Origin of the sequence: Undibacterium hunanense (assembly GCF_014284335.1) — a bacterium.
GTDB classification, from domain to species: domain Bacteria; phylum Pseudomonadota; class Gammaproteobacteria; order Burkholderiales; family Burkholderiaceae_D; genus Undibacterium; species Undibacterium hunanense.
Window position 1 is genome coordinate 137,638 of record NZ_JACOGF010000009.1, and the last position, 17,163, is coordinate 154,800.

General features: G+C 50.1%; 18 protein-coding genes. 6 read left to right on the forward strand and 12 right to left on the reverse strand.

Annotation, left to right across the window (positions count from 1 at the left end; all coding sequences use genetic code 11):
• Positions 1 to 45: 45 nt before the first annotated feature.
• The 3 genes from H8L32_RS17705 to H8L32_RS17715 form a co-directional block, all read right to left on the reverse strand.
• Positions 46 to 882 carry a heme-binding protein gene (locus H8L32_RS17705; RefSeq protein ID WP_186948588.1) on the reverse strand — a complete coding sequence of 279 codons (837 nt, stop codon included), beginning with the start codon at positions 880 to 882 and terminating at the stop codon, positions 46 to 48.
• A 396-nt stretch (positions 883 to 1,278) separates the two neighbouring features.
• Positions 1,279 to 2,562, reverse strand: coding sequence for an MFS transporter (locus H8L32_RS17710; RefSeq protein ID WP_186948589.1), 1,284 nt, complete (start codon positions 2,560 to 2,562; stop codon positions 1,279 to 1,281).
• Between the two features lie 241 nt (positions 2,563 to 2,803).
• Positions 2,804 to 3,505 (reverse strand): hypothetical protein, encoded by a 702-nt coding sequence (locus tag H8L32_RS17715; protein WP_186948590.1) that lies wholly within the window; start codon positions 3,503 to 3,505, stop codon positions 2,804 to 2,806.
• 268 nt (positions 3,506 to 3,773) lie between these two features.
• On the opposite strand from H8L32_RS17715, the gene H8L32_RS17720 reads away from it, so the two are divergent.
• Together H8L32_RS17720 and H8L32_RS17725 are read left to right on the forward strand one after the other, a co-directional pair.
• Positions 3,774 to 4,379 (forward strand): outer membrane beta-barrel protein, encoded by a 606-nt coding sequence (locus H8L32_RS17720; RefSeq protein ID WP_186948591.1) that lies wholly within the window; start codon positions 3,774 to 3,776, stop codon positions 4,377 to 4,379.
• 329 nt (positions 4,380 to 4,708) lie between these two features.
• Positions 4,709 to 5,281, forward strand: a complete 573-nt coding sequence (locus tag H8L32_RS17725) for an outer membrane beta-barrel protein (RefSeq protein WP_186948592.1) — start codon at positions 4,709 to 4,711, stop codon at positions 5,279 to 5,281.
• A gap of 64 nt (positions 5,282 to 5,345) precedes the next feature.
• Here H8L32_RS17725 and H8L32_RS17730 read toward each other — a convergent pair whose 3' ends face one another.
• From H8L32_RS17730 to H8L32_RS17750, 5 genes are all read right to left on the reverse strand, one after another.
• Positions 5,346 to 5,693, reverse strand: coding sequence for a TfoX/Sxy family protein (locus H8L32_RS17730; protein WP_186948593.1), 348 nt, complete (start codon positions 5,691 to 5,693; stop codon positions 5,346 to 5,348).
• 35 nt (positions 5,694 to 5,728) lie between these two features.
• Positions 5,729 to 6,202, reverse strand: a complete 474-nt coding sequence (locus tag H8L32_RS17735) for a hypothetical protein (protein ID WP_186948724.1) — start codon at positions 6,200 to 6,202, stop codon at positions 5,729 to 5,731.
• A gap of 341 nt (positions 6,203 to 6,543) precedes the next feature.
• Positions 6,544 to 7,023, reverse strand: a complete 480-nt coding sequence (locus tag H8L32_RS17740; RefSeq protein ID WP_186948594.1) for a DUF4124 domain-containing protein — start codon at positions 7,021 to 7,023, stop codon at positions 6,544 to 6,546.
• Positions 7,024 to 7,133: 110 nt separating this feature from the next.
• A complete protein-coding gene (locus tag H8L32_RS17745; RefSeq protein WP_186948595.1) occupies positions 7,134 to 8,006 on the reverse strand; it encodes a DMT family transporter in 873 nt (290 codons plus the stop codon).
• Positions 8,007 to 8,025: 19 nt separating this feature from the next.
• Entirely contained in the window at positions 8,026 to 8,823 is a 798-nt protein-coding gene (locus H8L32_RS17750) for a putative hydro-lyase (protein ID WP_186948596.1), read from the reverse strand.
• 132 nt (positions 8,824 to 8,955) lie between these two features.
• Between H8L32_RS17750 and H8L32_RS17755 the strand changes: the two genes are divergently transcribed.
• The 4 genes from H8L32_RS17755 (at position 8,956) to H8L32_RS17770 (ending at position 13,084) form a co-directional block, all read left to right on the forward strand.
• Complete coding sequence (locus tag H8L32_RS17755; RefSeq protein ID WP_186948597.1) at positions 8,956 to 9,879, forward strand: LysR family transcriptional regulator; 924 nt, start codon at positions 8,956 to 8,958, stop codon at positions 9,877 to 9,879.
• Between the two features lie 351 nt (positions 9,880 to 10,230).
• A complete protein-coding gene (locus tag H8L32_RS17760; RefSeq protein WP_186948598.1) occupies positions 10,231 to 11,331 on the forward strand; it encodes a serine hydrolase domain-containing protein in 1,101 nt (366 codons plus the stop codon).
• Between the two features lie 459 nt (positions 11,332 to 11,790).
• Entirely contained in the window at positions 11,791 to 12,240 is a 450-nt protein-coding gene (locus H8L32_RS17765; protein WP_186948599.1) for a hypothetical protein, read from the forward strand.
• Between the two features lie 292 nt (positions 12,241 to 12,532).
• Positions 12,533 to 13,084, forward strand: a complete 552-nt coding sequence (locus H8L32_RS17770) for a DUF4399 domain-containing protein (RefSeq protein WP_186948600.1) — start codon at positions 12,533 to 12,535, stop codon at positions 13,082 to 13,084.
• An 82-nt stretch (positions 13,085 to 13,166) separates the two neighbouring features.
• Here the strand turns inward: H8L32_RS17770 and H8L32_RS17775 are convergent, their stop codons facing one another.
• The 4 genes from H8L32_RS17775 to H8L32_RS17790 form a co-directional block, all read right to left on the reverse strand.
• Positions 13,167 to 13,712, reverse strand: a complete 546-nt coding sequence (locus H8L32_RS17775) for an REP-associated tyrosine transposase (protein ID WP_186948601.1) — start codon at positions 13,710 to 13,712, stop codon at positions 13,167 to 13,169.
• A gap of 247 nt (positions 13,713 to 13,959) precedes the next feature.
• Positions 13,960 to 14,127: a hypothetical protein gene (locus tag H8L32_RS17780; RefSeq protein ID WP_186948602.1), complete on the reverse strand. Its 168-nt coding sequence runs from the start codon at positions 14,125 to 14,127 to the stop codon at positions 13,960 to 13,962.
• Positions 14,128 to 14,298: 171 nt separating this feature from the next.
• A complete protein-coding gene (locus H8L32_RS17785; protein ID WP_186948603.1) occupies positions 14,299 to 15,006 on the reverse strand; it encodes a TonB family protein in 708 nt (235 codons plus the stop codon).
• A 161-nt stretch (positions 15,007 to 15,167) separates the two neighbouring features.
• Complete coding sequence (locus H8L32_RS17790; protein WP_186948604.1) at positions 15,168 to 16,907, reverse strand: glutamine--tRNA ligase/YqeY domain fusion protein; 1,740 nt, start codon at positions 16,905 to 16,907, stop codon at positions 15,168 to 15,170.
• Between the last annotated feature and the right edge of the window lie 256 nt (positions 16,908 to 17,163).

The following is a 17,163-nucleotide window of genomic DNA, read 5'->3' on the forward strand; positions in this document are numbered from 1 at the left end:
TGTGTTCAATGTGGGCTGCCAGCACCGCTTTTCTACATCAAGGCATCATGTCCTGATCAATGTGCCGACGGAGATATGGGGCCAGTCTATATCCAGGAAATTCAGTATCACCGTTTGCGTGTACTGCAATTGCAGGAAGTGACTGCCATCCGGGCGTTGCACCGTTTCTATCCAGAAAATTGCCTCCATCTTGGTGGCATTCGCGTTGATGGTCACGAAGGGGATATTCACAATTCCGCCTACCGGTATAGAGGCGACTGACAGCACTGTATTGCTGATGATGTTCTGGCCCTGTATGGCATCCACCAGGGCCTGGTTCATGTTGACGATGTATTCCTTTTTCATGCCGGGTGGCAGTTTCGTCAACGTGTACGGATCAAGATAGCCCAGCATCTTGTGCGCCAGGCCAGGCCCGGTGGGCTTGGCGCTGACCGGTGCAATTTGCGGGCCGCCTTTGGCACCAAAGCCTGAGCCTTGCGCCAGCAGGGAATCACCATGGGGTATGGTCGATTGCCGGACGATACTGGCCTTGCCTGGCGGCGCTGTAGTTGCCGGTACGTTCAGCCAGATGCCGGGTTCGATATGGATGCCTTCCATCGTCTGTGCATCATTGACCTGTTGCAGGTAAGTCAGACCAAAGATGTTGATGTCATTCTGGACCGAGCCACGATTGGGTACGGCACCACCGATGGCATTGAACTGTATTCTTTCCGTCGTCGTATTCAGGATCAGGCGAAAATCCTGCCCATTTTGCTTGTCGGGTACGGCAATCAGGTTAAAGCCGCGACCAGACCAGCTTCCTTCCAGTTCAGACAAAAATCCCAGCGGTGACGTGGCCTGATGGCTGGGAGCTGCGGCGCGCAAGGGTGAATTGGCATTCATTGATGACATCCTTTTGAGGTTTTACTGCGTGAGAAAATCCAGAATTGTTCTAAAGAGTAAATACAAAAGCCTTAAGCAAGCTGGTTCAGACGAGACGGGCTTGCCTGCATGCAGTTATCTGAATTTGATTGCTTAAAATATAATTTAATTATTCAATAGTATAGTAAAAAAATTAACTTGTGAAGCGGGATTTCACGCAATTCCATGATTGGTGTTAGCAAAATGCCTGACCATTTTTGACGCACAAAGCAAAGGAATGTGGCAGTGACATGACAAGAAATGACTACTACAGCCCAGGCAGGTGGCTGTGCAGTACTTTTGCCGGAGTGGAAGCGGAAGAGTGAGTGAGATGGCAGGGGGGAGAGGGCAGACTCGGAAGGAGCCTGCCCGGTCGCTTTAATTCGCGCTTTGAGGTTGCTGCCCTGCGCTGTGATAGAGCGAAGGGATTTTATTCTTGCTGAGTATCATCATGCCCATGCTGGCTGCTGCCAGCAAGGCCCAGTTCAATCCAGGCAGGTGCAGGGTCTGGGCCAGGTCAAACAATATGCCGCCTGCCATGCTGCCGACCATGGTGCCCATGCTTTGATAGAACATTTGCTGCGACATCAGTCTGCCGGTATCAGTTGCCGATTTGTTGGCGAAACGGGCGATCAGCACATCCAGTGAAGGCCCATAAAATACCTGGCCGAAGGACAGCAAAATCGCTGATGCGACGACTGCCGCTGCACTGTGGGTAAATACGACCATCAGTGCAAAACTCAAAAACAGACAGGTATACCCTATCTTTAAAAAGCGGAAATGGTCACGCGTACGCACGGCACGACTGGAGATGGGTATCTGGAAGAAAATGATCACCAGTGCCGCCAGCCAGAAGGGGGTGGATACCGGGATCTCGGGTGTAAACTTGGGGATGTGCAGGCTGAAGCCTATCATGGGCTGTACCGCAAAACACCAGAACACGGCATTCGACAAATGAAACATCAATGGCAACTGCGAAGGGGCAGCGCTGTCGTTGTCATTATCGCTGCCACCATTGTTTGCATCTGTTGCTGAAGCTGAAGCAAGCTCAGAACGGCTTTCCTGTTCCAGTGCCAGGCTGTGTGCTTCATGGTCACTGATGGCGCGCATGGCTACCAGCATGAACAGGCCGTAGACAATGAAAGTGACCAGCACGATCAGAAACACCAGTTTCAATTGCTCATGCGGCACCCAACTGGCCGTCAGATAACCGCCCACCAGGCCCATACGTATGGCAAATGCCAGCTTGCTGAACAGGGTGGCCTGATCAAGTTCTTTCAGCTTCAGCAGATAATTTTTTAAACCGGGAAAGGACAGGCCGCTGCCCAGGCCCGCCAGCAAGGCAAACAGTGCCAGCGCCCAGGCCTGTTGTAAATACGCCATGCAATACAGGGCAATACCTTCCAGCAGAATATTGCCGGATACCGCCAGTGGATGCGCTGCCAGGCGGGGGAAACGGCTACCTGCATAAGAACCCAGCACACGTCCGAGGTTCAGCCCGAATAAAATCGATGCAGCCCAGAAGCCGGAAAACGCCTTGCCAGTTTCAGAGACGATGATAGGTGTATACAAGGCAACGCCGCCAGAGGCAATCGCCACACCAACATAAATCAGATAGGAATTAAAAGCGGGATTGAATTTCTTGTTTTGCATAGTGATCATGAGCGACCAGGGCGCTGTCATCACCTGAAAACAGCGAATAACCGGGGTCTGCCAGTAAGGATGACATCGGCTACACGCCAAAGTTCACAAACTTGAATATTTTTGTGAATTCAGGCAAGACGAAGATGCATCGTGGAAGCCCTTGATTGTACGCTTAATTGATGTGGGCTGTTGCCGCATCGAAAGAATAAATGCCTGACAGCTATTCGAACGCATCTCACCCCTATTGATGAAATGAGTTCTAAAAATGTCCAAGATAGAGCCAGGTCCAGCCTGCCAGCAAAGCCAGGCTCAGCACAAACAGACCACCGGCACCGTTGGGGCGCAAGACGCCAAAATAGCCCAGCGCAACGGTTGCCACACCTTTCTTTGCCCGCTTCATGCCGCGCCAGCGCTGTATCACTTTCAGGCCCGACAACACAAAGGTAAAGGTCGCACATGACAACAGCGAAACCCGGAATACATTAAGCAGATTGACTTCGCCCAGCGATACCTTTTTATAAATGAGGCCGATCATCGCCATGATGAGCGCTGCACCAATAGAGATAGCAACATTCGCATACATGGTCTTGCGGCTGGTGACGGCGGCATCTTCCAGCTCACATTTGAGCATGTCGACTTTTTCGTTGATCAGGGTCGAAGTCTCATGCTTGATGGCGATGATGCGCTGGTCTATTGCGGCACCTATCTGTGCGGTGGAATAATCAATGAGCGACTTGATGTCTTCCTTGGTCATACTGCGCTGGTTATGTATTTCGTCTGACAGCAGGGCGATATTTCTGTCGACCTGTTCACCGGCCTGACGGATAACATCTGACAATTCCTTGCTGACATGGCTGATGGAACGATCAACCAGCGGCGCTACCCGTTCATCTATGACGCGGTTAAGACTGTTTTCAAAATGCTCGGAAGCGTTTTTTAATTTCAGTGGGTCAAATGCCATTCTTTCTCCGGGGCTTGATGTCGTGAAGCTGCCTGCGATGTCTGACGGGACGATACCTGCAAGATCGAAATATAGTACTTGTCAAAATTGATTTCAGTATTGTTATTTCTTTCTATACGCTTGCCCTTACTGTCATTCGCTGCCTGCTTAGTTGCTTAGCTGTTTTTACTGCGCAAGCATTGTTGCAAGACCCGTTGCTGAACCGGGGGCATGCCTGATTTGACAGAGCTTACGCAAAATCATTTACCTACAAAGGCTTATCATGCTGATGAAAAAATTATCCCTTGCCATAGCGGCCATGGCTGCGCTGACTGCGCATACTTTTGCTTCCGCCCAGGCTTATACCGGCGCGACTATTGGTCGTAGCGATCAGTCATTGGGCTGCAGCTTTGCCACTACATGTGACACCAAGTCGAATAATTTCAAGGTCTTTGGTGGCTATAATATTGACAAGAATTTTGCAGTGGAACTGGCTTATTTTTCTTTGGGTTCTGCAAATTATTCTTATCCCGCTTCGAATAGTCCTTATGGGAATGTCGCTGCATCTGGAGCGATGTTTAACTCCAAAGTCAAACAAAGCGGCGTCAGCCTGGCAGCCATCTATAAACTGGAATTTAATGAAAGCTTTGGTGGCTTTGCCAAATTGGGCATAGCCAATGTTAAAGAGGAGCAGTCGTTTTCCGTTCCAGGCATTGCAACAATCAGTGATTCTTCGTTCCGTTCGAACAAGGCCTTGTTTGGTTTGGGGCTGACGTATAAATTAAGCCCGGACTGGACCTTGCGGGCAGAGGCTGAAAAATTGAATCCCGGTACCTTCTCTGGTAAAGGCAGGGCTGCAACCAATTTCAACATAGGCGCGCAATACAATTTCTAATTGCACAGGCAGGTTGTCATTGCCAATGAAAAAGCAAAACCTGCAATCAGGTTTTGCTTTTTGTTTTTATTTTTATTGAAGACTTCTTAACTGACGCAGGCAAGGTAGAAACCGTAGTCACGGCCAAAGTCTAGCCAGTCGGTACCGGCCAGACATAAATACGGTACTTGCGTATAAAAGTTTTATTTCTGCAAGTTTTTGTATAAACTGCAACTTGCAACCTGAGTAATAAAACAAGTGTTTTTGGTCATGATGCCATACACCTTTGATGCTTCGGGTCCGGTTTTCTGATTCAGTTCAGATACATTGATAAACGAATAAGGGTTTTTATGTTGATTAAAAAAATTTCCATTATCGTGTGCGCAACTGCAGGCATGCTTGCCAGCTCCTTCGCTTCTGCCCAGGTTTATTTCGGTGGCTCGGTTGGCCAGAGTGACAAAGGTAATTACTGTAGTAACAGTACTACCTGCGATTCCAAAGCCACCAGTTACAAGGTTTTTGGTGGCTATAACATAGACAAAAATTTTGCGGTGGAAAGCAGCTATTTTTCAGCTGGAAAAACATCGATCAACTCGGGCCTTGCGCTTGGGCGTAGTGAGCAAAAGAAAACCGGGTTCAGCCTGGCTGGTGTGTATAACTATGAATTCAATGAAGCTTTTTCCGGCTTTGGAAAATTGGGTTTTGCACGTTTGAAAACCGACTCGTTTTACGACACGTCAGGCCTGCCTCCAACAAATTATTCATATACTGAAAACCATGCCTTATATGGACTGGGGCTGGCTTACAAGATCAATGCCAATCTCTCAGTTCGTGCAGAACTGGAGGTATATAACCCCAAGACTTTTTCCAACAGGGGAACCTCAGTAAGCAATCTTTCGGCTGGTTTGCAATACAATTTTTAAGTAATGGTCTGGCGTTGATGAATACATTTTGCTTCATCAACGCCACCAGTAAAACCGTGGGGACTCAGGCGCTGCTTGTTTTCGCCGTTTTCTTTGCTTTTTTTACCGGCATTGGCAAGGCAGCGGCAGTGGCGCGTGCCAATGCTGCCAGGTCATCTCTGTTTTCCAATAAATCACTATCGATCAGATACCACGGCCTGGCCTGGGGATAAGGTGGAACCTCAGTGGTCGTGCCTAACAGTTCCCGGCCTGCTGTCGTCGGTTTGATGAATAACTGATCGTCACATATCAGCGCAAACATTTTTCCAGACATGTACAGCGCATACTCGCCAAACATTTTCTTCGCGATCACATCATCACAGGCACTTAACTGGTCGAGAATAAATTCAACAAAGCTTGCTTGTGATGCCATGGTGTTATCTCTTAAAAAATTTTAATCTGAAAATTTTAATCTGGGCGACGGAAATCATCTGCTATCCAGGCCCTGGCATTTTGCTGGTTCAGTTTGTAGTTAGGTGCAACCCTGACTTTGGCCAGTTCCACATTATTGGCATCCTGCGCACTGAGCCAGGCGTAGGGATCATCTTCGTCCGGTACGATATCAAGCATGATTTTAAAATCAGCTTCGACTGTCGCCACCATCAGGCTCTTGTGCAGTTGCGCATGCAATTGCTGTTCATGCCGGCGTATGACTTCAGATGCAGTTTTCACCAGGGTGCCAAAGGCATTGGCATCCAGCGGCTTGGGATTTTTCTTGTCCCGGCCCATGGTCCAGGGGCCGACCAGGGCTGGTTCTGGTTCACCATCCTTGATCATGGCGACGGCCCAGCCTTCATCGTCATCATTTTTAATGACGCGTGCGGTCCAGCCTTTGTCACGCCACAGGCGGGCTTCACGAATGATTTGCTGTTCATCGGGCATGGCGTCATGCGCTTGCTGGTTGTCGGTATCGCTAGGCAAAAGAAATTCTCGCTAATGTAATAAATCAGGCTGCATCCTACACCTTATGCAGACATGTTGTCTGGAAGCGTATCTGAAGGGGCATGTTGAGAGGGCGGGTTGGGGAGATGCAGCTTGTACAGTCTCTGCGCAATAACATGAAACAAGACAGTTGGCGCAGCAAGTATGCCATGTCAGACCGCGATTATTTGCTGCCATCCGGGCGAGCTTGCATATGCAATGCAGTATCTGGCGTAATTGACCTAATTGACTGAATTGACCGAATTGACATATAGCGGAGTTGCCAACTCTGCTAGTGAATTTTAGTGACAAAACAGGCTGATGTCCCGTTCCGCTATCATGCGGTCGTTATCGTCTGCTTTGGTACCGGATGAAATGGTCCGGTGATAGGCGCGGCCTTCCTTGATGGCTGGCAGCAGACGACGCGCCTCAGCACAACGGGTGGCATCGGTTTCTACCTGATTGCCGGTGTTGGCTTTGGGGCCAGGATTGATTCTGGGTCTTGTGTTGTCGTTCTTGCGTTCTGCCTGGCGTTGCCTGAATGCCTGTTCCTGCTCTTGCCAGCTTTGTGCTGATCCTGTGCCTGCCTGGGTACTGACTTTTACTTCTTCAGTTTTGGCATTGCCGGCATCCTGCTTGTTTTCAGAATAGTGAATGTGTCCGCTGGCATCTTTCCATTTATAAATTTCTGCCTGTGCCAGAGGGGTTAGCATGGCCAGTATGGCAGTCATTATGCCAAGCTTGCGGGCCAGGCTAAAAGCAGAGCGAGAAGATGTTTTCATTCGGGTTTATGGTGTCAGCTAGTCAGTCATGCCATTGTATGAATGGCGCAGGCACATTGTACTAGCTCTTATGAATAATGCAGCAAATGAAGTATCTTCTCGTCAATATTTTATTGCTTACTGGTTGTAGTTCTCAACGATAAAAACAGTCCGCCTGATATCAGCAGGGCACCAGCCAGCAGGGACAGGCTCATGGCTTCCCCGAGCACCACAATCGCCAGCGACACACCAACCAATGGCATGAGTGCCGTAAACATGGATGCCTTGGCCCCCATCTGCTTTACCGCAAGATTGAATAGCAATACGGATACTACACTGACCAGCAAGCCCTGATATCCAGCCTGCACCGCGATGGCAACCAGGTCTTTGTCAAACAGCGCGCCCCCTTCAAATAGAAAGTACACGGGCACGTACAGCAGGGCACCGACCTGTATGACGCTGACTACCGACAGCGGGTCGGTATTCCAGCGCCGCATCAGGACCGTGTAAAACGACCACATCAGTGCTGCCAGCATGAACAGCAAATCACCACGCCAGGCATCCGCATACACCTGGGCTGGTGCCTGCAACACACTGCCGATTTTAACCACCAGCACACCCAGCACCAGCAAGCCAAGTCCGAATAGCGGGATGCGATCCTGCCTGCCCAGCATCAGCCTGGCCAGTATCGAAGTGAACAAAGGCGTGAACGCCGGATAGATGAGCGAACTATGGGATGCCGGTGCCCAGTGCAAGCCACCGACCAGTACCATGTTGTACAAGGGCCCGGCCAGCAAGAGCAGCACCAGCGCCCGGGGCCAGCCTGTGCCACCGGCATTCCAGACGCCACGCCGTAAAAACAGCGGTAACATGACCAGGCCACTGACGGTAAAACGCAATAAGGTCAAGTCCAGTATCGTCAGCGATGCACGGTAACCAAACGTGGCGACCACCGGCTGCGCGCCCCAGATAATGGCCACCACCAGGCCATACAGTATGCCCATGCGATTTGCTCCGGGCCGGTTAAAAAATGGAGTAGTCAGAGTTGCGCAAATCGGTCAGCAACATATGACCGGGGGCATGGGTAATACAAACAGCAGGCCTGGCCTTTGCCAGTGCCGCCTGTGGCGTCACGCCGCAAGCCCAGAACACCGGCAATTCATCAGGCTGCACGTCTACCGCGTCGCCATAATCCGGTTGTGCCAGGTTCTTGATGCCTATCAGTGCCGGGTCACCGATATGTACAGGCGCTCCATGTACACCAGGGAAGCGTGACGTGATCTGTATTGCCCGTATGGCATCCGCTGCCTTCATCGGGCGCATGCTTACCACCAGTGGCCCGTGGAAGTTGCCTGCCGGGGTGGTTGGTATCGTTGTGCGGTACATGGGTACATTGCGGTTTTGTTCTATGTGGCGAATGGCGATACCATTTTCTATCAATGAATGTTCAAACGTGAATGAACAACCGATGGCAAACGTCACCAGGTCATCACGCCAGATATCCTTGACGTCATTCGGCTCAGCAACCAGTTCGCCATGATGGAAGACACGGTAACGCGGTACATCGGTGCGGATATCAAGATCAGCGCCCAGAGCAGTGACATGTGGGTTTCCTGCTTCAGAAATGGCAATCAAAGGGCAGGGCTTGGGATTGTTTTGGCAAAAGCGATGAAAGTCGCTGGCGTCTGATGCGGGCAAAATCACCAGGTTGACTTGTACAAAACCCGGTGCCAGACCCGATGTCTCTTTATTCCATTCGCCACGGCGTATGGCCTGGCGCAATTGGGCTGGTGATTGAGAACCGTGAGAAGATGAGGACATGGCTGCTCCATAGCTTGTGAATAGAGGGAATGGCCGCCAATGAAGCATGACGACCGATACAGCCAGTATAAAATGGGCTTTTGATAGAAGATAATTGAAACTATCGCCAATATTTGATAAGATTTATCTATCATGCGACCATCATTGCAGCAACTTGAAACCTTTTACTGGATAGCCCGGCTGGGTGGTTTTCATGCTGCCGCCAGGCACCTGCACCTGACACAGCCGACTATCAGCGCCAGAATCCAGGAATTGGAAGACATCCTTGGCCTCAAGCTGTTTGAGCGCGGCGGTCACCGCGCCGTCATCACCCCGGTCGGGCGCGATGTGCTGGTGCAGGCAGAAAAAATGCTGCGTCTGTCTGACGATATGGAACAAATCAGCAAACGGCGCAACCCCATGCGCGGCCTGCTGCGCCTTGGCGCAAACGAATCCACGGCCATGTCCGGCCTGATTGAATTGCTGGGGCGGCTAAAAGCGCAATACCCTGACCTGCGCATAGAGCTGACCATTGATGTGGGTGCCAACCTCAGTCGCAAATTGAATGCGCGTGAACTCGACATCGCCATCCTCAGTGACCCTGTTTCTGCACCGCATGTCGTTGATGTTGCGATAGGGCATGTAGACCTGGCATGGGTGGCATCCACCCAAACCGTGCTGAACGAGCAAGCACTCCATCCCGCAGGCATGGCCGCGTTGCCGGTTGTCGCCATGCCTTCACCAACGACGATCTGTAATGTCGTCATGGAATGGTTCAGGGCGGCAGGTCATGAGCCAGAAAATCTCAGTATCTGTAATTCCATGGTCATGATGATCAAGCTGGTCGTTGCAGGCCACGCGATTGCCGTGCTGCCGCGTGCTGTGGTCGATGCAGAAATCAAGAGCGGAATTATTCGCACGCTGAAAGTAAAACCGCCACTCAATCCCTTGATGTATTACGTTTCGTACTTACGCCAGGAGCCCGGTCTGGCTGATGGCACGCTCGTCACCATGGCGCGTGAAGTATTGCAGCAAAGCGGTTTGCTTTTGCCACTAACACTGCCACTGTCACCTTAAAGTCGTTTAGTCGCTAACTCGCTAATTCGTTTAGTCGTTTAGTCGTTTAGTCGTCAATTCGTTCCAATACGGCCAGGAGCTGCAACGCTGCCCGGGCGGATTCGCGTAAGCCCTGATGCATTTGGTTCCTCAAAATTTCAGTTTCAATCCCTTATATTGCGCTTCCGTCTCAATCTGCCCACTTGCAATGCAGGTATTGCCTATATTGCGCCATGTGCATGCAAGAGACTGCACCGGCGAAGGGAATACTGGACTATCACAGCCCATTAGTTTGCCTTTGCACAGTTTTCCAGTGACCTCTCCAGGAGCAGGTCCGGGTTTCTCAATCCTGAATCAGAAAGTACATAGAACATGAAAAAAACTTACCGCCTTCTCCCCGTAAAATTACTGATGGCAACGCTGGCACTGGGTGCAATTCAGGCGCATGCAGCGACATCCATGTCGGACGCAGACATCCTGAACATCCTCAAACAGCGCATAGATACAGACAAGAAAGGCGTAGGTCTGGTGGTTGGTATTGTTGATGAAAAAGGCAGCCGGGTGATCAGCTATGGCTATGCCAACCTGGCAGAGCGCCGCCCGGTTGATGCCGATACCCTGTTTGAAATTGGTTCCATCACCAGCGCATTTACGGGTGTGGCCATGATGGATATGGCAGAAAAAAGTGAAATCAGATTGAAAGACCCACTTGCAAGCTATCTGCCTGCTAGCGTCAAGGTACCTTACTATGACGAGAAGAAAATCACACTCGCTGACTTGTCATCTCACCGCTCGGGATTGCCTGCCGTGCCAGGCAATTCCACCCAGAGTGGCAGCGATAATCCCTATGCAGGTTTTACTGCAAGCAAGGCGTATGAATTCTTGTCCAGCTACGACATGAAATACGATGTTGGTAGCCGTTTCGTCTATTCAAATTTTGGCAATGGCCTGCTGGGTCTGGCACTCAGCCAGCGTGCCGGTACAGACTATGACACCCTGATCAAGAACCGTGTCACCACGCCTTTGGGCATGACAGCTACTGGCGTCAATCTCAGCACAGACATGCAAAAACGCCTGGCAACCGGGTATAGCAGCAAGGCACAATTTACTGCGGCACCAGCCTGGAACTATACTTCATTCGAAGGTGCTGGCGGCTTGCACTCCTCTGCCAATGACATGCTCAAGTTTCTTGCCGCCAATATGGGCCAGACCAAGACAGCTTTAAATGGCACCATGCAAAAACTGCAGTTGCAGTTCGAGCCAGGCAATCGCCTTTTGCTTGTATGGGGTGGTTATAATAATAAATTCGATAGTTCCATCCTGGGACTGGAAGGCAGGACGGGTGGTTACAGCAGCTATATTGCCTTCGATAAAAAAGCCGGCAAGGGTGTCGTGATACTGTCGAATGCCGATGTCAGCGTCAGCGACATAGGCAACAAGATCATCAATAGCGAATTTCCGCTGGCGCAGTAAGTGAATAGCTGCGGGTACATGCGCGCCCGCAGCCTTCAGTGAATTTAAAAACAGCTACGGAAATATGAGGATGACGTCGTCAGGCCTGGTGTGCGACATATTTAAAAAGTGGATACATGCATGGTATCAGTACAGCAAGCGCCGCATAGAAGTAGCCCTGTCCGCATAGGGCCCCTGATTGCCATTCTGGTGCTGCATATCCTGTTGTTCCTGGTTTTATCACGTAGCAATGTTCTTCAAACAGATAAAGACATGCCAGGAACGGCAGTAGCCTTCTTGGCGCCTGCGATGACGCCAGCAGATCCATTGATACAAAAAACTGAACATGAAAGACTTGTTCATCAAAAGCCGCTACTTACTTCCCAAAGAGAGTCTGTGCACCCACCCAGGATTTCAGCGAATTCAGCAAATCTGGCATCAATCGAAAAATCACCTGCGCCTCCGGCAACAGCTAAATCAATGACGGATATAACGGCAGGCGTCGAAGCGGATGCATCCAACAAAGCCACAATCAATCTTTCCCAGCTTCGCTCACAAGGCGCATTGCTTGCCAGGGAACTGGCACAAACTGACACCAGTGAATCTGGTCATATAGGTATTCTTGGCGATTATTACGGTAGTTATAACGGTGCCGATACAGGCACGTTTTATATCCATGTTGATCACATCGGCAATATCTTTGGTTCTGCCGATTCAAGCACCGCCCATAGCAGTTTCACGATTACCGGCAAAGTATCAAGCGATGGCGTCGTGCAAATGACAGGGAAGGGCCTGGCTGGTTCAGCCAGTTTTGATGGCAAAATCAATCTTAAGACAGGCGGTGTGTCCGGTTACTGGAATTTGACCGGTTTTGGAAAAGGGCAGTTCGCCGGTCAACGCGCCAAAGCTGTCGGTGGCAGAGCGTATTGATGAGCGGATGCAATAATCCAGAGTACTCGAAGTGAGTCGAAGCTACTTCCGGCACTCAAGCATTTCACCCGGATCACGCCATATCGATCATAGCCAATGTCAATGGCCAGGATTGACATAATCAATTTCGTTGTAGGGACAGGCCATGCTTTAATGGCGGGCCTGGTCGCTATAGGGTAGTATTAAAGACAATACCCATGCATGCCCCAGCAATTTGAAGAAAAGAGAAGGATTGCCACGACTGTTTTACCTGTACAGTGACCTGAACTATTACCATAGCAGAGACAACATCATGAAATTTCAATTCAAAAAACCTCATGCACCCCGTATCAGCTACCTGGCCGCACTGTTATTGACCCTGCCTTGCCTGACCTATTCCGCCAGTAACACCAAGCCCATTGCTGTCGTCAATACACCAGATTCCACCATCTGCAGCAGCAGTGCGATAGAACGCACACTGCCTTTTCCTGTGGGTGACAAGACACTGTATTTTCTCAACCTGCGTGATGGTGACAAAGTACATTCGCCATTCAGGGCCGTGTTTTCCGTCTCTGGCATGGGTGTCGCACCGGTGGAAGCCGGCAAGATTGATGGTACCGGCCATCATCACATCCTGATTGACCTTGATCTGCCGCAAGACATCAAAAAAGCCATCCCTTTTGACCGCACCGATGAATACCAGCATCAGCATTACAAGCACTTTGGTAAAGGCGAAACCGAAACCGTCCTTAACCTGCCGCCCGGCAAACACAAGCTACGCCTGATGTTCGCCAACCACCAGCACGTGCCTTACTACATCGCCAGCAAGGAAATCACGATTGAAGTTTTGCCGAGTAAGGGGTAGGGGGCGGTTGAGGTGGGCGTGCCATACTGTAGGGTGCGCCCCGCGCACCGCCGTCAAAAGGGAGCAAAATAATACCCCGTACCTACTCACCAAACCCCTGCCGCACATCCGTTACAACACCAAGACCCCAATCCGGTAAAAGCATCCCCTGTTCTACATAACGATGAAATGTCGAATACAGCCAATCACCCGCACGACTAACCAGGCCATGTTTGACCGGATTCCAATGGATGTAATCGACATGCCTCGCAAAGTCTTCATCATCACGAATTTGATGTTCCCAAAACCGGCGTTGCCATAACCCGGCCTCTCTTCTTGCAGTACCAGAGGTTGAAGTAACAGGCATTCCCAGTTCCGCCGCGCAGGCTTGCGACACCAGACGTTTGATCATGGACCAGCGCAAAGAAAAATTGGCATCATCAGGTGGCAATGTCCAGATGCAATGCAAATGCTCAGGTAATAATACCCAGGCGTCAATGTCAAAGGGGTGTGAAATCCGGGTTTGCTGTATCGCTATCCGTAATGCCTGTCGCAATGCCGGTTGTGTCAATACAGGCCGACGCCGCAAGCTGGTGACAGTAAAAAAATAACTACCGCCGCTGACACGTGAACGTCGATAATTGGGCATGATGAAATCGCCTGCTACCTGATAGGGTGCACCATGTGCACCGTGGGTTAAGGTAAAAGACAGCTAGATGGTCAAGGCTGTACTATCGTCATTAATGAATCGAATCGTATGCGAACGCTTTTGTTTTGCGTAAGCCATCGCAAATAAACCACATGATAAGTAGGGTGTGCCGCGCGCACCATTTTCTACGCTGTCACTCCGATTCATAGGGGCGGTGCGCATGGCGGACCCTACTAAAATGCGAGTATCAGCCTTGTGACCAGGATTTGGTTGACGGGAGAAAACCCAGGCGCTGAGCTTTATCGACGGCTTCTCTGACGGCTTGTTGTACGACTTTGGTCAGGGCTTGCGTATCGCGCAATTTTTCTGCAATAGGATCATGCTCTTGCGTCAGATCGACATTATTTTGTTCCATGATGTTTCCTCAAATATGCCGGTATGATTTTCATGTATTTAGGTAGCGATCAACTTTGCATAGGCCAATTTTGAATTGTCGAAGGTATTCCATTTATTCGCCAACGCGGCATGTGAGGTGTTGGTGGAGAGTGGTTTTAGTTTAGCCCAATTGGGGATGTCCCTACATATTTTATTTTAAACGAAATATATACCGAATTTTCGTGACGGTGCTAGCTGGGCTGCCGTCAAAAGTGCCGGGTTTAGTTCTACATCTGCCTTCCATGAGGCGATTTGTTATTGCGTCGTCCAATAACTGACTTTTACTTGATTCAATTATTGTGACTTTGGTAACCAGGCCGGTTGCATCAATAAGCGCACTGAACAATACTGTTCCTTGTAAATTTGTTTTTAGACCCTCTTTCGGATAGTCTGGTGTGCAGCCTACTATCGACATATCTATAACACCAGGACGAATTGAAATTGGTTGTGCGTTATTAGCGATGGCAGTCAGCACTTCATTTTGTTCTTCCGATTTAAATTCCCATTGAGTTTTGTACCATGTCTGTTTTGTTTTTTCATTTTCTGAAATCGCTTCCAGCGAACATGTGGACATGGCTGTGCGTGCAGCTTCATCCAATAAATTATCGCCACTAGTCTTTAGGATTTTAATGTTGGTAATCTCACTTTTTTCGTTGACAATGTATTGAAGCGTGACAATGGCAGATGCCAAATTTTGCAGTGTATTTGTTGGAACAGAAGCTTTACATCCACTCTTAATGATTCTGGAGCCCGGTTCATTGTGATTTTGGTTGATTTGCTGATTTACTTGAGCAAAAGCCTGAATTGAAAAGTAAAAGGAAAGAAATGCGAAGCAAAAAATTGATTTGGAATGATGCATTTTGACGGTTCACCTTTGTTCACTACGGGCTTATTCAGGCCTTGCGGATATAGTTCGATATCGGAATTTTGTGGAAATGTCAGATCGCCTATTCGTTTCAAAAATCGACGGCCTGACTATCTCCCTTTTATAAAAAACCGCGTAAATGGTTCTGCTATGCTTTACTTCCCCCAACTATCCTTCAACGTCGTCACCCGGTTAAACACCGGCTTACCCACAACAGAATCCACACGATCTGCCACAAAGTAACCATGGCGTTCAAACTGCAGGCGCGTATCTGGTGTGATGGTCGCCAGGCCAGGTTCTACGTAGGCGCGTACCACTTCCAGTGCATTCGGGTTTAGCAAAGTCATGAAGTCTTTGCCGCCGGCGTCCGGGTTGGCGTCGGTGAACAGGCGGTCGTAAAGGCGGACTTCGGCTTCCAGTGCATCTGCTGCATTGACCCAGTGCAGGTTGCCTTTGACTTTGTAGTTGGCGCTGCCTTCGGTGCCGGATTTGCTGTCGGCGAAGTAGTTACAATGCACGGCGATGACATTGCCATTTTCATCCTTGTCGCAGCCTGTGCATTCAACCACATAGCCATAACGCAGGCGTACCTTGTTGCCAGGGAACAGGCGGAAGTAGCCTTTGACTGGCTCTTCCATGAAGTCTTCCTGTTCTATCCACAGTTCTTTGCCTATGGTGAATTCGCGGTTGCCCAGTTCAGGGTGGTGCGGATGGATAGGTGCCGTGCAGGCGATGTTTTCGCTCTCAGGGAAATTGTCGATGATCAGTTTCAAGGGGCGCAGCACGGCGGTGGCGCGTGGTGCCTTGGGGTCAAGATCTTCGCGCAGACAGCCTTCCAGCGTGCTGTAATCGATCCAGCCGTCAGAACGGGTCACACCTATACGTTCGCAAAACAGTTGCAGTGATTCTGGCGTGTAGCCACGGCGGCGTATACCGACGATGGTGGGCATGCGCGGGTCATCCCAGCCGTTGACGATGTTTTGTTCTACCAGTTGGCGCAGCTTGCGTTTGCTGGTGACGACATAGGTCAGGTTCAGGCGGGCAAATTCATATTGTTGCGGTACTGGTTTTTTGAAGAAGCCACCTTCAGCGGCACGTTCTATGATCCAGTCATAGAAAGGACGATGATCCTGGAATTCCAGCGTGCAGATCGAATGGGTGATGTTTTCTATCGCGTCTGACAGCGGATGCGTGTAGTCATACATGGGGTAGATGCACCAGTTATCACCCGTGCGGTGGTGGTGGGCATGGCGTATGCGGTAGATGGCCGGATCACGCAGGTTCATGTTGGGCGACGCCATGTCTATTTTGGCGCGCAGGATGTGTTCGCCATCTTTGAATTCGCCCGCCTTCATGCGGCGCAGCAGGTCCAGTGATTCGGCTGGTGCACGGTCGCGGAAAGGCGAGTTCACGCCTGGTCTGGAAAAATCACCACGGTTGGTAGCCATGTCGGCGGCGCTTTGGCTGTCGACATAGGCAAGGCCGGCGCCGATCAGGTATTCGGCAATTTCATACAGGCGATCAAAATAGTCACTGGCGTAGTGCAGGTGTTCCACGCCATTGTTGTTCCAGTCAAAGCCCAGCCATTTGACGCTGTCCATGATGGTGTCGACATATTCCTGGTCTTCTTTCTCAGGATTGGTGTCATCAAAGCGCAGGTGGCAACGGCCGGCGTAATCGCGTGCCAGGCCAAAGTTCAGGCAGATGGATTTGGCATGGCCTATGTGCAGATAGCCGTTTGGTTCTGGCGGAAAGCGGGTGATGACGGTTGGCATGCCATCGCGTGCGTACTTGCCTGCTGTCTGGTCATTGTCGATGATGGCGCGCAGAAAATTGGAAACCGGTGCGGGCGAGGTTGCGTTGGTGTTGCCGTTATTTTTAGTATCGTTGCTCATAGTAGTGAGGTAGTGACCATGTATGTTTTTTGACTTGCACAATATCAATTCATGGGCATGACATCTTGCCGGAAGATGATTGAGCAAGCCTGATTTTTGTTATTTGCACATCATACTAATCGTTAATCAATAATTAAGTAAGTAGGATGCAAATTTAGGGCTGACAAGTATTTTACCGTAGCGCAGCATTGCGGGCGCGAATGTTTGACAGTCAGTTTGGTAGTTGGCAGAGGCGGCTCAGCGAAAATGGGCAATT

Excerpts from the sequence above, each read along its gene's own strand:
- H8L32_RS17770 (WP_186948600.1), top strand. The coding sequence starts at position 12,533 with ATGAAATTTCAATTCAAAAAACCTCATGCACCCCGTATCAGCTACCTG.
- H8L32_RS17745 (WP_186948595.1), bottom strand. The coding sequence starts at position 8,006 with ATGGGCATACTGTATGGCCTGGTGGTGGCCATTATCTGGGGCGCGCAG.
- H8L32_RS17780 (WP_186948602.1), bottom strand. The coding sequence starts at position 14,127 with ATGGAACAAAATAATGTCGATCTGACGCAAGAGCATGATCCTATTGCA.
- H8L32_RS17785 (WP_186948603.1), bottom strand. The coding sequence starts at position 15,006 with ATGCATCATTCCAAATCAATTTTTTGCTTCGCATTTCTTTCCTTTTAC.
- H8L32_RS17765 (WP_186948599.1), top strand. The coding sequence starts at position 11,791 with ATGACGGATATAACGGCAGGCGTCGAAGCGGATGCATCCAACAAAGCC.
- H8L32_RS17710 (WP_186948589.1), bottom strand. The coding sequence starts at position 2,562 with ATGATCACTATGCAAAACAAGAAATTCAATCCCGCTTTTAATTCCTAT.
- H8L32_RS17730 (WP_186948593.1), bottom strand. The coding sequence starts at position 5,693 with ATGGCATCACAAGCAAGCTTTGTTGAATTTATTCTCGACCAGTTAAGT.
- H8L32_RS17790 (WP_186948604.1), bottom strand. The coding sequence starts at position 16,907 with ATGAGCAACGATACTAAAAATAACGGCAACACCAACGCAACCTCGCCC.
- H8L32_RS17760 (WP_186948598.1), top strand. The coding sequence starts at position 10,231 with ATGAAAAAAACTTACCGCCTTCTCCCCGTAAAATTACTGATGGCAACG.
- H8L32_RS17735 (WP_186948724.1), bottom strand. The coding sequence starts at position 6,202 with ATGCCCGATGAACAGCAAATCATTCGTGAAGCCCGCCTGTGGCGTGAC.
- H8L32_RS17750 (WP_186948596.1), bottom strand. The coding sequence starts at position 8,823 with ATGTCCTCATCTTCTCACGGTTCTCAATCACCAGCCCAATTGCGCCAG.
- H8L32_RS17715 (WP_186948590.1), bottom strand. The coding sequence starts at position 3,505 with ATGGCATTTGACCCACTGAAATTAAAAAACGCTTCCGAGCATTTTGAA.
- H8L32_RS17775 (WP_186948601.1), bottom strand. The coding sequence starts at position 13,712 with ATGCCCAATTATCGACGTTCACGTGTCAGCGGCGGTAGTTATTTTTTT.
- H8L32_RS17720 (WP_186948591.1), top strand. The coding sequence starts at position 3,774 with ATGAAAAAATTATCCCTTGCCATAGCGGCCATGGCTGCGCTGACTGCG.
- H8L32_RS17725 (WP_186948592.1), top strand. The coding sequence starts at position 4,709 with ATGTTGATTAAAAAAATTTCCATTATCGTGTGCGCAACTGCAGGCATG.
- H8L32_RS17755 (WP_186948597.1), top strand. The coding sequence starts at position 8,956 with ATGCGACCATCATTGCAGCAACTTGAAACCTTTTACTGGATAGCCCGG.
- H8L32_RS17705 (WP_186948588.1), bottom strand. The coding sequence starts at position 882 with ATGAATGCCAATTCACCCTTGCGCGCCGCAGCTCCCAGCCATCAGGCC.
- H8L32_RS17740 (WP_186948594.1), bottom strand. The coding sequence starts at position 7,023 with ATGAAAACATCTTCTCGCTCTGCTTTTAGCCTGGCCCGCAAGCTTGGC.